12 protein-coding genes are annotated in these 14017 nt (G+C 64.1%); 2 read left to right on the top strand and 10 right to left on the bottom strand.

Annotation, left to right across the window (positions count from 1 at the left end; genetic code table 11):
- Window positions 1-17 precede the first annotated feature (17 nt).
- Window positions 18-812 carry an SDR family NAD(P)-dependent oxidoreductase gene (locus AAGS40_RS25880; RefSeq protein ID WP_345817334.1) on the bottom strand — a complete coding sequence of 265 codons (795 nt, stop codon included), beginning with the start codon at window positions 810-812 and terminating at the stop codon, window positions 18-20.
- An 84-nt stretch (window positions 813-896) separates the two neighbouring features.
- Window positions 897-1772 carry an enoyl-CoA hydratase/isomerase family protein gene (locus AAGS40_RS25875; protein ID WP_345817333.1) on the bottom strand — a complete coding sequence of 292 codons (876 nt, stop codon included), beginning with the start codon at window positions 1770-1772 and terminating at the stop codon, window positions 897-899.
- A 246-nt stretch (window positions 1773-2018) separates the two neighbouring features.
- On the opposite strand from AAGS40_RS25875, the gene AAGS40_RS25870 reads away from it, so the two are divergent.
- Window positions 2019-2822, top strand: a complete 804-nt coding sequence (locus AAGS40_RS25870; protein WP_345817332.1) for an FCD domain-containing protein — start codon at window positions 2019-2021, stop codon at window positions 2820-2822.
- 269 nt (window positions 2823-3091) lie between these two features.
- Here AAGS40_RS25870 and AAGS40_RS25865 read toward each other — a convergent pair whose 3' ends face one another.
- The 6 genes from AAGS40_RS25865 to AAGS40_RS25840 form a co-directional block, all read right to left on the bottom strand.
- Window positions 3092-4552, bottom strand: coding sequence for an FAD-dependent oxidoreductase (locus AAGS40_RS25865; protein ID WP_345817330.1), 1461 nt, complete (start codon window positions 4550-4552; stop codon window positions 3092-3094).
- Window positions 4553-4570: 18 nt separating this feature from the next.
- On the bottom strand, window positions 4571-5281 hold the full coding sequence (locus tag AAGS40_RS25860; RefSeq protein ID WP_345817328.1) for an ABC transporter ATP-binding protein: 711 nt from the start codon (window positions 5279-5281) through the stop codon (window positions 4571-4573).
- The gene (locus AAGS40_RS25855) at window positions 5268-6089 is read right to left on the bottom strand and encodes an ABC transporter ATP-binding protein (RefSeq protein WP_345817327.1); all 822 of its coding nucleotides are present in this window, start codon (window positions 6087-6089) and stop codon (window positions 5268-5270) included. The genes AAGS40_RS25860 and AAGS40_RS25855 overlap by 14 nt, the downstream gene beginning before the upstream one ends.
- Window positions 6086-7108 (bottom strand): branched-chain amino acid ABC transporter permease, encoded by a 1023-nt coding sequence (locus tag AAGS40_RS25850; RefSeq protein ID WP_345817326.1) that lies wholly within the window; start codon window positions 7106-7108, stop codon window positions 6086-6088. Before AAGS40_RS25850 ends, AAGS40_RS25855 begins: the two co-directional genes overlap by 4 nt.
- Window positions 7105-7986, bottom strand: a complete 882-nt coding sequence (locus AAGS40_RS25845) for a branched-chain amino acid ABC transporter permease (protein WP_345817325.1) — start codon at window positions 7984-7986, stop codon at window positions 7105-7107. Before AAGS40_RS25845 ends, AAGS40_RS25850 begins: the two co-directional genes overlap by 4 nt.
- A gap of 89 nt (window positions 7987-8075) precedes the next feature.
- A complete protein-coding gene (locus tag AAGS40_RS25840) occupies window positions 8076-9311 on the bottom strand; it encodes an ABC transporter substrate-binding protein (RefSeq protein WP_345817324.1) in 1236 nt (411 codons plus the stop codon).
- A gap of 227 nt (window positions 9312-9538) precedes the next feature.
- Between AAGS40_RS25840 and AAGS40_RS25835 the strand changes: the two genes are divergently transcribed.
- The gene (locus tag AAGS40_RS25835; protein ID WP_345817323.1) at window positions 9539-10624 is read left to right on the top strand and encodes an alcohol dehydrogenase catalytic domain-containing protein; all 1086 of its coding nucleotides are present in this window, start codon (window positions 9539-9541) and stop codon (window positions 10622-10624) included.
- 56 nt (window positions 10625-10680) lie between these two features.
- Here the strand turns inward: AAGS40_RS25835 and AAGS40_RS25830 are convergent, their stop codons facing one another.
- Together AAGS40_RS25830 and AAGS40_RS25825 are read right to left on the bottom strand one after the other, a co-directional pair.
- The gene (locus tag AAGS40_RS25830; protein ID WP_345817321.1) at window positions 10681-12411 is read right to left on the bottom strand and encodes a GMC oxidoreductase; all 1731 of its coding nucleotides are present in this window, start codon (window positions 12409-12411) and stop codon (window positions 10681-10683) included.
- 83 nt (window positions 12412-12494) lie between these two features.
- Window positions 12495-13991 carry an aldehyde dehydrogenase family protein gene (locus AAGS40_RS25825; protein ID WP_345817319.1) on the bottom strand — a complete coding sequence of 499 codons (1497 nt, stop codon included), beginning with the start codon at window positions 13989-13991 and terminating at the stop codon, window positions 12495-12497.
- Window positions 13992-14017 lie beyond the last annotated feature (26 nt).

Here is a 14017-nt window from a genome sequence, read left to right as displayed (position 1 = left end):
GCCGTGGGATCGCGCCGTCAATAGCTGGGGAACGACAGGCCGCCGTTGATGCTCAACGTCGACCCCGACACCTGGTCGGATTCCCGGCTCGATAGATAAAGCACGTATTCCGCGAGATCCTCGGCTGAATTCAGCTTGAACTTCACGCGCTGCTCGGCTTTGGTGAAAGCCTTGACGATCACTTCCTGCGAACCTGCCTCCCTCGCCGCGAGAAAGCGGTCGTGCGCGGGCGTGCCCGTGGTCAGCGTGGTCGCGACCGAATTGATCCGGATACCCAGGTGAGCGAGTTCCGCACCCAACGCGCGAGTCAGAAACATGATCGATGCGCCGGCCGCGCCGATCATCGATTCACTCGGTGTCGGGATGCGCGCGGCGTCCGTGGTGATCAGCACGATCTTGCCGTACTGCTGATCACGCATGAATCGGGTCGCCGCATGCACGGCATTGAGCCGCGGCATCAAACGGCTCGTCAGACAGGCAATGCCCTCGTCCGGCGCCATGTCGACGAACAGTTTCGGCCTGGGCTCGCGCGGACCGCCGCTCGCCACCACGATATCGACCTTGCCGAAGCGCTTTACCGCTGCGGCCACGGCCTGCTCGATGCCTTCATAAGTCAGCAGGTCGCTATTGACGAAGACCCGCTCGCCGTCGAACTCGCGGCATTCGTCGATCAACGAGGCCGCCGCGGCTTCGTCGCGCCCCTGAATCACGACACTCGCGCCGCTTTGCGCGAGCTTCACAACGCTGGCGCGTCCAATTCCTTTCGTTCCGCCCAGCACGACGGCGGACGCTCCTCTCAGATCCGTAAGCATGGTGTTACCTGTCTCCCCACATTCCGTTTCCAGACACGCCGCCGAAGCTCGTCGCCACGCGGCGCATGAACATTCAGGCCGCTCTCACTTGCTGGACTCTTCTTCGCCGTAGCGCCCTTCGCGCGAATGCGCGGCGCCCGTCACGCCCTTGTTGCGGCGCTCTTTCATGAAATTGTGTTCGTCGCTTTCGTAGCGGATGTTGGTGCCAAGCGCGTGCATCACGTAGCCGTGCACGAATTGCGAGGTCATGCCGAGCGAATCCAGCGCCAGATGATTGGCCGCCTTGCCGATGGCGATCGCGTCGCGCGGCAGACGCACGATGCGCTCCGCCCACTCTTCACCCGCTTCGGCAAGCTGGGCGGCGGGCACCGCCTTGTTCACGAGGCCCATGCGCTCCGCTTCTATGCCGTTGACGACTTCCCCGAGCAGCAGCAACTCGCGCGCTTTCTTGGCGCCCATTGCGAGAATGTTCCAGCTGGTCAGATAGGCCGCGCCGGCAAGCCCCATTTTCTGTTCAGGGTGCCCGATCTTCGCGTCCTCGGCGGCAATGGCCAGATCGCTCGCTTCGACCACATAGAGTCCCGCGCCTACGCAATAGCCCTGCACGAGCGACAGCGTGGGCTTCACGCAATAGAGGATCTGGCGAAACTGCTCGACGTGCCGCTTGTCGAAATGCAGACGCGCGCGCTGGCTCGGCCGACGCGCGCCCGGTTCCTTCGAGAAGCCGTATTCCGCGCCGCCCACCTGGCCCAGATCGTGACCCGTCGAGAAATCGCGCCCTTCCCCGCGGAAGATGATCACGCGCACGTCGTCGTCGCGTTCGGCGCGCTCCATGTGCTCCATCAGGCGGTCGAACATTTCGTACGTCAGCGCGTTGCGTTTCTCGTCGCGGCAGAAGGTGATATAGGCGCGACCGTCTTTGGCCTCGTACTTGACTGCATCCCTCAGATCTTCACTCATCGCTCGTTCCTGTCCTCAAGTTGTCTCGTCCGTCTCGCGGCGCCGGGGCTGTCCACCCGCCCCTTTCTAGCCATCGTTCCAATTTGGTCCATTGGATGAACCTTTAAAATATACTCACGGAGAACGAAGCCGATGTCAAGTCAGGAAATCGCCTGGAAAATCACACGTGATGGACGCGGGTATTGCTCACTTGAAGAATTGGCCGCCGGGGGTTAGCATTCCGGCAAACTGTGAATGGATTAATCATTGAAAACCGCCAAAACTACCGCCCAGACGCCGAAAGCGCAGGCTGCCGTCAGTGCGGCTGACGCACCGCTCGCTCGCGTGCGTCCCACGCCTGCTTACGCGCCGGTGCAGACCCGGCGGGCATTCGAGGCCGTTGCCGACCAGATTCGCGAGCAACTGCAAAGCGGCGCGCTGCAACCGGGTGACCGTCTGCCGCCGGAGCGTGATCTGGCCGAACAGTTCAGCCTGAGCCGCAACACGGTGCGCGAAGCGCTGCGTTCGCTGGAAATGGCTGGCGTGCTCGAATTCCGCAAAGGGGCGACGGGCGGTGCGTTTGTCCGTGAAGGCCGCGGCGACGCCGTCATTGCCGGTTTCGCCGACCTGTTTCGCCTCGGCGCAATCCAGCCGGCCGATCTGACTGAAGCGCGCCTGATCGTCGGCGTGGCCGCCACCCGCCTCGCCTGCGAGCGCGGCACAGAGGAAGACTTCGCCGCGTTGCGCGAAAACGTTCGCGAGAGCGAACTGGCTGTGGCGAATGGCGACGTCCAGGCGCGACTGCGCATCAATCTGGAGTTTCATCGGCTGGTGGCACGCGCCGCCCGCAATCCGGTGCTCGTCATCCTGACAGACGCGCTGGTCGAAATTCATGAGCAGATGCTCGAACTCGTCTCGCCCGCGCCCGATAGCGCGGTAATGCCATCACGCCGCCGTCTGCTGAAATACTTCGCCGCACGCGATGAAGAAAAGGCCGCGGGGGAAATGGAGACGCATCTGCGTTCGTTGCAAAAGCACTATCTCGCGCATCAGAGCGAGTTAAAGCGCTGAAGGTAGCCGCGCCGTGTGAGCTGGCAAGTCCACACAAGGCTTTATGGATTGCCTAGTGAGCGCGACCGTAAGGCGAAGCCGTGGGCGTCATGCGGCCGGGCCACACGGGCGGCCCGGGCCGCTCGTGTCGTCGCCGGGCGCGGCGCGAAGCGCGATGCCGCATGATGGTCGAGCAGAAGCCGCTTGCCAACCTGTTACAGGCGTTTGAGGTTGCAGGCGTTTGAGGTTGCAGGCGTTCGAGGTTGCAGGCGTTTGAGGTTGCAGGCGTTTCAGGTTGCAGCCGGCAACGCCCGCGCCACCGCCTCCGCAGAGCGCAGCCCAAACACCGCGGCTTTCATCAGCCCGCCCACGTACCCTGAATTCGCGCCGCCTTCGATCCCGCCCGTCGTCGCGCCTGCTGCGTACAGTCCGGCAATCGGACGGCCTTCAGTATCGAGCGCGGCGCCGTCGGCGTCGATTGCGATGCCGCCCATCGTGTAGGTGATGCCCGCGCATAGCGGAATCGCGAGAAAGCCCGGACCGGTGAGCGGTGCCGCGCCGGTGGCGAGCGTGGCGGGCTTGACCGTGCGCGGTGGCGACAGGCTGGCAAGACGCCCCTCGGCCAATGCGGCGTTGTATTGGCTGACGGTGTCGCTCAGCACCGCTTCATTCATCCCGATCCGCCCGGCGAGGCTGACGAGGTCCGGCGCCCGGTGAAGGGTCGCCCCGAGCTGTTCCAGTGCCGGATTCGGCGGCAGCAGGAACGCGCGGCCCGCACTTTCCCAGATCGTTTCGTCGATGATCACGAACGAGGACAACGGCTCCTCCAACCTCGCGATCGCATTGGCTACCGCCACGCCGCCGAGCCCTTCGTCGGCGAAACGGCGGCCCGCGCCATCCACCACGATGCCCGACGAGGCCGCGATATCCAGCACCGGATAAGGCCACAGCGACTCATCCGCGAGCGCCTGCGCGTGCTGAACGTGCCCATAGAACCGGTCCATCCCGATGAGCTGTGCGCCAACGGCTTGTGCCATGCGAATCCCGTCACCCTTGCCGGTGCCCGCGCCGCGTTTGCATAGCTGCTCGGGACGCCGCGAGATGAACTGCCTGACCATTTCCGCGTTGCCCGAGAAGCCGCCGTCGGCGAGCAACACGGCGCGCGCTTCGATCATGCGGGGGGCGCCATCCTCGCCTGCCTCACCGTCGTCCGCCTGCACCCACACGCCCGTGCAACGACCGTCGTCCATCCGTAACGCCACGGCGCGCGCGCCCCGCCACAGCCGGCCGCCGGCCGCCAGCAACGACGCTTCCAGCCGCTGGAGCAACAGATCGCCGCCCTTCCCGCGCCAATGATTCTGAAACCCGGTCTCGCGCAGACTATAGGGCTTCAGCATGTGTCCCATGAACGGATATGCTCCGCCGCTGCCGAACTCCGCGCCGTGCTGGCTCAGCCATTCGACGACACGCGGCCCGTCGACCGCCAGCGCGTCCGCAAGCGCTTCGTCCCGCAACCCCGCGCTCGCCTCGACGATCGCGCGCCGCAACGCCTCCGTACCCGCCGACACATCGAGAAATGCGAGGTGCAGCACGCCTCCCGCATAACGCGAGTTGGCGGCGTAACGCTCGTCGCGTCCCGCTTCCAGCAGCGTGACAAACAGCCCCGCCTCGGCAGCCCGGCTAGCCGCCACGAGGCCTGCCAACCCGCCGCCTACGACCACGAAATCCACGCTCGATGTTGCACTCGACATGCCCTTGCCTCCGCAGGCCTAGCCCAGATAAGACTGATGGATGGCTTCGTGCCCGCGCAACGATTCGCCGGTGCCTTGCGCTGCAATGTTCCCGACCGAAAGCACATAGCCGTAGTCGGACAGCGCCAATGCTTCGTCCGCATGCTGCTCGACGAGCAGGATCGTGAGCCCTGTCTGACGCAAGACCTGCAACACGCCGAACAACCGCTCGACCACCAGCGGCGCCAGCCCCAACGACGGTTCGTCGAGCAGCAGCAGCCTCGGGTCCGCCATAAGGGCGCGGCCCATCGCCACCATCTGCTGTTCGCCGCCGCTCAGGCTGATCGTGCGCTGATCGGCGCGCTCCTTCAGTTTGGGAAAAAGCTCGTAGACATACTCGAGCCGGTCGCGATAAAGCGATGCCTCGCGCCGATGGCGCAGTCGATGAAAGCCGAGCCGCAGGTTCTCCGTCACGGTCAGCGCGGTGAACAGTTGCCGTCCTTCGGGTACCTGAACGATGCCTAGCTCCACCACCTCCGGCGCCGAGAGTCTGACGATATCCTCGCCGTCGAACGTGATCGACCCCGCGTTCACGTCCACCAGCCGGGAAATGGCGTTGATCAGCGTGGACTTGCCCGCCCCGTTGGCGCCGACGGCCGACACGATCGACCCTTGTTTGATCTCGAGCGAGAGACCGTGCAAAGCCTCAGTGCCTTTATAGCCGGCCCGCAACCCTTCAATTTTTAGCATGTGCGCCTCCGGTGCCCAGATACGCCTCGATCACTTTAGGATTGCTCTGGATCGACGCGGCATCGCCCTCGGCAATCTTCGCGCCGTGATCGAGCACGACGATGCGATGGCACAAGCCCATGATGAAACCGATGTCGTGCTCGACGATCAGGATCGTCAAGCCGTCGTCGTTCAATTGACGCAGCATGCGCCCGAGGCCGGCGGTTTCCTGATCGTTCAGGCCCGCGGCCGGTTCATCGAGCAGCAGAATGCCGGGCTCGCTCGCCAATGCCCGGGCAATTTCCACCAGACGCTGCTGCCCATGCGGCAAATGCGCGATCAGGTCATGCGCGCGCTGCGCGAGCCCCACGAACTCGAGCAATTCCATCGCGCGATTCGCGCAGCGCCGCTCGTCGGCCGCGACTTTGCGAAAGCGCAGCAGCGAGGGCAGAAAGCCGTCCACCAGTTGCGGATGGAAACCAAGCATGACGTTTTCCAGCACGCTCAGTCCGCCGAACAGCCTGACAATCTGGAACGTGCGCGCCATACCCATGCCGCTGCGCTTATGCAGCGGCTGACGCGTGATGTTCTGCTGCTTGAACACGATCTCACCGGAGGTGGGCGTGTCCACACCGGTGATCAGATTGAACGTCGTCGACTTGCCCGCGCCATTCGGACCGATCAGGCCGATCGCTTCGCCCTGACGCACCTCGAACGACACCTGGTCGACGGCCACGAGGCCGCCGAAGCGCTTCATGCAAGCTTCGACCGCCATGAGTTGCGGCGTGCCGACGAGCGGCGTACGTTGCTGCGAGCTCTGGCCTCTCATTGCCCCACTCCTTTCTTGACGGTCGGATTGGCCGGCACGCGCGGCGGCGTCCGATGGAACAGCCGCAAGCGCGGCAAGCGGCTCTGCGAACCCAGCAGGCCGGACAGACCGTTGGGCAGGAAGATCAGAAATAGCAGCAGGCACAGGCCGTACACCAGCGTCTGCAACTCGCCGAAGCGCGTGAGCAGTTGCGGCGCCGCGACCACCACGATCGAGCCGAGCACTGGCCCATAGCGCGTGCCGAGCCCGCCCACCACCGCGATCGTCAGCATCGACACCAGCACTGGGAACTCGCCCATGCTCGGGCTCACCTGCTGACTGACGACGGAGAAGCCGATGCCGGCCAGGCCCGCGAGCACCGCGCTCAGTACGAACACCCGCAGCTTCTGCACGGACACGTTGACGCCCAGCGCGGCGGCCGCCCGTTCGTCATCGCGAATGGCCTGCAGCGAACGTCCCAGATGGCTCGACACAATGAAGTTCTGCAGGATCAGCACGAGCGCCGTGACGATCACGATCACGTAATAGAGCGTTTGCCGGTCGACGGATTTGTCGCCGATACTCAGCGCGGGTATCAACAGCCCCGCCGTGCCGCCTGTCACGTCGATCCAGCGATTCGCCACGCCCGCGATCACGATGCCGAAGCACAAGGTCGCCATCGCCAGGTAGTGGGTGCGCAGCCGCAAAAGCGGCACGCCGATCAGGAGCGCCACCAGCGCGCAGATCACGAGACTTGCGGGCAACGCGGCCAGCGCGGAAAATTTTGCGTTCAATTGGAGCAACGCATATCCATAGGCGCCGATGGCGAAGAAGCCCTGATGTCCCATTGCGATCTGCCCGGCGTAGCCGTACAGCAGATTAAAGCCCACGCTCAGGATCGCGTAAATGCAGATGAGTGAAATCAGACGCAGCTGGAAGCCCGTGCTCAGCAGCATCGGCGCGACCAGTGCGGCGACGAGCAGGACGAGGAACGGTGCCTTGACCGACCAGAACGTGGATTGAACGGATGCTGTCTTCATCGCCGGACTGCCTCAAAATCGCCCAGCAGTCCATACGGCCGGATCAGCAGGACGAGCAGGATTAACACAAAGATGATCGGCTCCGAGTAGAGGCTGCTGCCATACCCCGCCACGAACGCCTCGAGAATGCCGATGACGATGCCACCGGCCGCCGCCGCGAACGGACTGCCCAGTCCGCCGAGAATCGCCGCCATGAAGCCCTTGACGGTGAGGTCGACGCCCATCGACGCCTGGCCGCCGAGCAGCGGTCCGATCAGCACGCCGGCGATTCCGCTCACGAGCGCGCTGAACAGAAACCCGAAGCGCACGATGCGCGACGAGCGGATGCCCATCAGTTGCGCGATGCGCGGTTGCGCGCCGGTCGCCCGCACGCACAGGCCGAAACTCGTGCGATAGAGCAGGAACCACGTCGCCACGAGAAACACCACGAACGCGACCACGATCGCCAGTTGCTGCTGGTTGGTGGTGAGCGGTCCGAGCATGATCGGTTTCATCGACAGGATGTTGGGCACGAACAGCTGATCCGCGCCCCAGATCAGCAACGCCACACCGCTCGCGATGATCGCCGCGGCGAGCGTGCCGATCATGATCGTGAGCGGTGGCGCACCGCGTTTGACGAGCGGCCGGTAGACGGCGAATTCGAGTATCAGCGCGCACACCAGCACGACAGCGATCACTGCGGCCAGCGCCACCGGCGTCGGCAGATTGCAGGTGACCATGAAGAAGATCGCCGACATCGTGCCGATCATCACAAAATCGCCCTGGGCGAAATTGATGACGCGGTTGGTGCCGTAGATCAGCGACAACGACAGACCGATCAGACCATAGACACTGCCATTGGTCAGTCCGGCCAGCAACAGGACACAGATTTTGTCCATGAGCATGGTCCTCATTCAAACTCAGGTGAAGCATCGGGATACGCGCCCGGCTGCCGCGCGTATCGGCGTCGTCAAAGCGGCATAGGGCGTCAATGTGGCTTGAACTTGCTCAGGTCCGGTTTCACCAGATGCGTACCGTTGTCAGCGACCTGGATGAACACGTACCAGTGCTCATCGGGTGAACCGTGATGCTGTTTCGGAGCGAAGCGATACGACGCGCTCTGCTCGCCCTGCAGACCCTTGAAGCCGTTCAGCTTCTCCGTCTCGTCGCGAAAGGCGGTACGCGCCTGCGCGAGGTTGCCGCCGTCGATCGCCTTCAGCACGGCCGGCGTGGCGATGACCTTTAACGCCGCCTTGCCCGCGTCGTAACCGATCACCGGATAGAGCGTCGGCTGATGCGGCCCGAAGCGCGCGTCGAACGTCTTGAAAAAGGCCTGCACGTCGGGACGCGACGGGTCCACTGTGTTCGGAATCAGCACGCCGTCGCTGGCCGGCCCGGCGAGCTTGCGCAAGGTATCGAGCAGCGCGCTGCGCGAGACGATGATCGGCACGTCGATGTTCAGTTGACGCAGCGTACGCAGCACGCGCGCGCCGTCGGCCGCATACGGGAACACGATCACTACGTCGGGCTTGGCGTCGTGCAGATTAGTCACCTGCGGCGAAAGGTCCGTGGCGTTAATGTCGTAGGTTTGCTGCGCAATGACCGTGATGTTCTTTTTCTTTAACGCGGCCGTGGTGGCCCGCGCGCCGTCGATGCCGAACGGCACCGAGTTGTTGATGATGGCCGGCCGCTTGAATCCCTGCTGCGCGAGCAGATCCGCAATGGCCGCCGCATCCTGGCGATTGGCCGGCCCAAAGCGGAAGTGATAGAGCGCGGACGCATCGACCAGCGAATCCGTGCCCGCCGAAAGCATGTAGTACGGAATCTTCTCTTCGGTCGCGATCGGGATCATCGCCGCGGCCGGCGCCGACGGGTTGCCGCCGATGATCACGAGCCCCTTGTCGTCTTCGGCGCAGCGCGATGCGAAGGTGGCCGTCAATTGCGGATCGGTCTTGCCGTCGTACGCGACGAGTTGCAGCTTGTGGCCCGCCACGCCGCCCGCCGCGTTCGCTTCGTCGAGCGCCATCTGCAAACCCTGGTAGCCCTGAATGCCAGTCTCGGCAGCGGAGCCACTGCGGTCGTCGATCGAGCAGATGACGATCGGCACGGCGGCTCGCGCCGGCAAGGAAAACGCCATCGCCGTGAGAGCCGCCAGCGTCAGTCCCACGACGCCCGACCAGCTCGAAGTTCTTGTTATGTGTGTGGCGCTGCGCTGTTCCATCATGCCTGTCTCCTGAGCCAAATTTGTAAGTGTCTAGTTATATGTTCATTGGATGAACCTTTGAATTATCATAAGCGTGTCGGATTTCCGATGTCAAGAAAGCTCGGCTCGGGGTTTTACCTCGTATGCATCCGAAGCCAGAGCAAGCTCGACTAGGTGAACCATCGCGCGTTGCGCACACTGCAGGCATGAACAACGCGCGTTCGAATCAATCTATTCAGGAGACCCACGTGGAAGACCAACACTGCAATCATTCGATGCAAGGCGTGCAATTGCGCGAACCCGGCAACGTGCAGCTCGCGACGCTGCAAAAGCCCGAGGCCCGGCCGGGCGACGTGCTGTTGCGCGTGCTGGCCGCCGGCCTGTGCCAGACTGACGTGCATATCCGCTCCGCCGCCGATTCGCGCACGCCCGACGGGACCATACTCGGCCATGAGATTGCGGGCGAAGTGGTCGAACTCGGCGCGGGCGTCACGCAATGGCGCAAGGGCGATCGCGTGGTGGTTCACCCGTGCTGGTCTTGCGGCGTCTGCGCCGCGTGCCTGGCGGGCCGTCAGAACGCTTGCCGCCGCACCGGCAGCCGTCTCTCGCCACCACCTACGCCCGGCGTCACCCGCAACGGCGGCATGGCGGAATACGTGTGCGCGCCGGCCAGCGCGCTGATGTCGATCGGCGACCTCGACCCGGAGGTGGCCGCCACGCTCACCGACGCGGCGCTCACGCCCTACCACGCCATTCGCACTTGTGCCGAGCAGTTATATCCGGGCTCGACCACCGTGGTCATCGGCGTGGGCGGACTCGGCAATCTGGCCGCGCAGATCCTGCGTGCGACGAGCGCCACGCGAATCGTCGCTGTCGACATTTCGAGCGACGCGCTCGACGCCGCACGCCCGTGGCTCGACGTGGCCATGCTGTCCACCGAGGCCGACCTGATTGAGCGCGTCATGGCCCTCACCGATGGCTGCGGCGCGGACGTCGTGCTCGATTTCGTCGGCAACGATGCGACCTTGCAACTGGACGCCGCGCTCGTTTGTCGCTCTGGCGCGATCCGCGTCGTCGGTCTGTCCGGCGGCACGTATCCCTTCGTGGCTCGTTCGTCGAACAATCCGCTGCCGCGCGGCGCGTCGATGATGTGCCCGTACGGCGGCACCTACGGCGACCTTGCCGCCGTCATTGCGCTCGCGCAACGCGGCGCGATCAAACCGCTCGTCACACGCTTCGCGCTGCACGACGCCCTGCATGCGTTCGACGCGCTGCAAGCCGGCAAGATTCGCGGTCGCGCAGTGCTGATACCCGGCGGAATTCCTGCGGCCTGAGCGACAGCACGACGCGGCATAAGCCGCGGCGCCGGACCTGGTCAGGCGCCGTCGTGCTACGCCGCGGACACCGATGCCACCTTCATCACCTGTCCCACCATGGCGTCTGCGACTTTTTCGGCGGCCATCATGGTCGGGAAATTGATGTTGCCGCTGGGAATGTGCGGAAAGATCGACGCATCCACCACTCGCAAGCCCTGCACGCCGCGCACTCGCGCCTCGGCATCCGTCACCGCGAGCGGGTCATCGTCGGCGCCCATGCGGCACGTACACGACGGGTGCCACACACCCACGCAGGCGCCCCGCACGAACTCGCGCAGTGCGGCATCGTCGGCGAGCACTTCGGCGAGCGTCGCGCCGCCTGCGATCACCCGCGTCATCAGCAGCTTGCGCAACGGCGCGGGACCGTCGAGCAAACCGGCCAGCACGTCGGTGATGAGTTTGTTGCGGCGGCTCAGCATCGCGACCTGGCGCACCTTTTCACTGTAGCTCGCCGGAAACGGCTCGGCCGTTACTGCGCTGACGGCCGCCAGCGCCTGCACGGCGGCCATCTTGCGGAAGCCGTCGACGAGCCGATCCAGATCGCGTTCGTCAGAGAGAAAGTTGAAATCGATCGAAGGCGCTTCGCGCCAGTCCGTCGAGTTCAAACGGACTTGCCCCAGGTTCGAAAACGGTTTGTTCACGTACATCAACATCGTGCCGATGCGCTCGCCGACCGCATGCCACGAAGTGCGTGTGACCACCGACACAAACATATCGCCCGCGGGCGCGCCGCCGATACCGGACGAGTAACGCCAGCCAAGCATGATGTGACGCCGCGTGGTGTCGTTCACACGGGCCCCCTTGTGGATGAACGAAGCCAGTGCGACCGAAGGATGCTCCATCAGATGCTGACCGACTCCGTTCGATTCGGCGACCACTGCAATGCCGTGTTCACGCAGATGCGCAAGCGGTCCGATACCCGAGCGCAATAGAATGGCCGGCGACTGCAACGCGCCCGCCGACAGGATCACCTCGCCAGCGCGCACTTCTGCGGGCCGGCCTCGCACGTCGAGCCGGATGCCGCAGCAGCGTGTGCCCTCGAACAGCAGCCCCGCCACTTCGGTTTCGGTCCAGATGGTCAGATTGGGACGCTGGCGCGTTGCCGTATCCAGATACGCCATCGACGCCGACACGCGGCGCTCGTTCAGATTGGAGATGGCGATCGGAAAGTAGCCGTCCTTGAACTCGCCGTTCTGGTCCGGCAGATACTCGTAGCCGGACTCTTTCAGCGCCTGGGCGATCGCCGTCGCGTGCTTTGGCCACGTCTCGGGGAAAATCCTCCGCACGGGAATGAGCCCGTCCTTGCCGTGCAGCGGGCCATCGAAATCGAGGTCATGTTCGATCTTGCGAAAATACGGCAGCACGTCCTCCCAGCTCCAGCCCTTCACGCCGCGCGCTTCCCAGTCGTCATAATCGCTCGGCGCGCCGCGATTGAAGAACTGACCATTGATCGACGAGCCGCCGCCCAGAATCCGCGCCTGCTCGTATTTGCGCAGCTTACGAGGACCCTGCTCACCATCTTTCGGCGCGACGGTATGGACTTGCAGTTTTGGCCACAGGTAATTCGGATTCAGATACGCGGTGCCGGGATAACTGTCGAGAATCGAGGCGGGCAGATTCTCGTTGGGCAGGTCGGCGCCGGCTTCGCAGAGCAGCACCCGCTTCGCCGAATTGGCCGACAGACGATTGGCAAGCACCGATCCCGCCGAGCCGCCGCCGACGATAATGTAATCAAAGGATGTCATCGTAGTTCTTCGCTTGGGGGTTGCTCGAACGCCTGCACGCCGTGCCGTCTCCTGAACCTGATCGTGCAGTCCACGCGCGCGGCTCAGTCCAGATTGACCGCCACGCTCTTGACCGACGTGTACAGATCGAGCACTTCGCGGCCCCGCTCACGGCCCCAGCCGGATTGCTTGTAACCGCCGAACGGAAGCGCGGGATCGTTCACCATGTGCGCGTTCACCGACACGGAGCCCGCCTTGATGCGCCGCGCGAGCTTGTGCGCAAGGCTCAGGTTTTGCGTCCAGATGCCCGCGAACAGGCCCAGTTCCGTATCGTTCGCCTCGGCGGCGATGCGCTCGATGTCGGCGTCGTCGAACGGCATCGCGCACACCACCGGCCCGAAAATCTCCTCGCGATAGATCGACATGCTGGAGGTGGTGTCCACGAACACGGTGGGCGGCACGAAGTACCCCGCCTCGTCCGTGCGTGAGGGATTCTGACCCACTCGCCGCGCACCTTCTTCGACGCCGTTGCGGATAAACGATTCGACGCGCTTTTTTTGCTGACTCGATATGAGCGGACCGATCTGGCTGTCGGGCGCGAGACCGTGACCCACTTTTAGCTTGTCGCCATACGCGACCACACCTTCCACCACCTGATCGAACACCTTCTTGTGAACGAAGAGGCGTGAACCCGCCGAGCACACCTGGCCGCTGTTGAAGAAGATTGCATTGGCCGCGCCGGCTGTCGCAAGATCGAGTTTGGCGTCGGGAAACACGAATACCGGCGACTTGCCGCCGAGTTCGAGCGACACCTTCTTAAGATTGCCGAGCGCGGCTTGCACGATCCGCTTGCCGGTTTCCGTCGACCCGGTGAAAGCGATCTTGTCGACGTCGGGGTGCGCGGCGAGCGCCGCGCCCGCGGTTGCGCCAAAGCCGGTCACGATGTTGACCACGCCGTCCGGAATGCCTGCTTCCTGAATGATCTGCCCAAGCCGCAATGCGTTCAGCGGGGTCTGTTCCGCGGGCTTTAACACCACCGTGCAGCCGGTGGCGAGCGCCGGCGCGATTTTCCAGATCGCCATGGAGAGCGGAAAATTCCACGGGATGATCTGGCCCACCACGCCGACCGCTTCGCGCGTGGTGTACGCGTGCCATTCGCCCGGCACGGATACGTCGACGGAATCGCCGTTGTTCTTGGTTGCCCAGCCCGCCATATAGCGCAACATTTCGGCTGTGCCGGCAATGCCGCGTTTGGCGAAGGCGAGCGGCTTGCCGTTATCCACCGCCTCGATCTCGGCGAGTTCGTCGCCGTGATGTTCGAGCAGATCGGCGAGGCGGAACATCACGCGCGTGCGGTCCGCCGGCTTCATCTTCGCCCAGTCGCCAGTTTCGAATGCGCGGCGCGCCGCTCGCACGGCCAAGTCGATATCCGCCGCATCGCCTTCGGCCACTCGCGCGACCACCTCGCCCGTGCCCGGATCGAAGACTTCAAAGGTATTGCCCGACTGTGCGTCGACCCAGCGACCGCCGATTAGCAGACGATGCGTGCCGCGGATAAAAGTCGCGCTCGGCGCGCCCAGCGTTTCGTAAATCGTAGACATGATTGAACCTCTCGATGAGTTCCGAT

The sequence above is a fragment of the Paraburkholderia sp. PREW-6R genome, from assembly GCF_039621805.1.
Lineage (GTDB): Bacteria > Pseudomonadota > Gammaproteobacteria > Burkholderiales > Burkholderiaceae > Paraburkholderia.
This window is presented reverse-complemented; position numbering and strand designations above follow the sequence as displayed.

What these genes read in the sequence shown, in the direction of transcription:
- AAGS40_RS25880 (WP_345817334.1), bottom strand. Translation starts at nt 812, where the DNA reads ATGCTTACGGATCTGAGAGGAGCGTCCGCCGTCGTGCTGGGCGGAACG.
- AAGS40_RS25875 (WP_345817333.1), bottom strand. Translation starts at nt 1,772, where the DNA reads ATGAGTGAAGATCTGAGGGATGCAGTCAAGTACGAGGCCAAAGACGGT.
- AAGS40_RS25865 (WP_345817330.1), bottom strand. Translation starts at nt 4,552, where the DNA reads ATGTCGAGTGCAACATCGAGCGTGGATTTCGTGGTCGTAGGCGGCGGG.
- AAGS40_RS25860 (WP_345817328.1), bottom strand. Translation starts at nt 5,281, where the DNA reads ATGCTAAAAATTGAAGGGTTGCGGGCCGGCTATAAAGGCACTGAGGCT.
- AAGS40_RS25855 (WP_345817327.1), bottom strand. Translation starts at nt 6,089, where the DNA reads ATGAGAGGCCAGAGCTCGCAGCAACGTACGCCGCTCGTCGGCACGCCG.
- AAGS40_RS25850 (WP_345817326.1), bottom strand. Translation starts at nt 7,108, where the DNA reads ATGAAGACAGCATCCGTTCAATCCACGTTCTGGTCGGTCAAGGCACCG.
- AAGS40_RS25845 (WP_345817325.1), bottom strand. Translation starts at nt 7,986, where the DNA reads ATGGACAAAATCTGTGTCCTGTTGCTGGCCGGACTGACCAATGGCAGT.
- AAGS40_RS25840 (WP_345817324.1), bottom strand. Translation starts at nt 9,311, where the DNA reads ATGATGGAACAGCGCAGCGCCACACACATAACAAGAACTTCGAGCTGG.
- AAGS40_RS25830 (WP_345817321.1), bottom strand. Translation starts at nt 12,411, where the DNA reads ATGACATCCTTTGATTACATTATCGTCGGCGGCGGCTCGGCGGGATCG.
- AAGS40_RS25825 (WP_345817319.1), bottom strand. Translation starts at nt 13,991, where the DNA reads ATGTCTACGATTTACGAAACGCTGGGCGCGCCGAGCGCGACTTTTATC.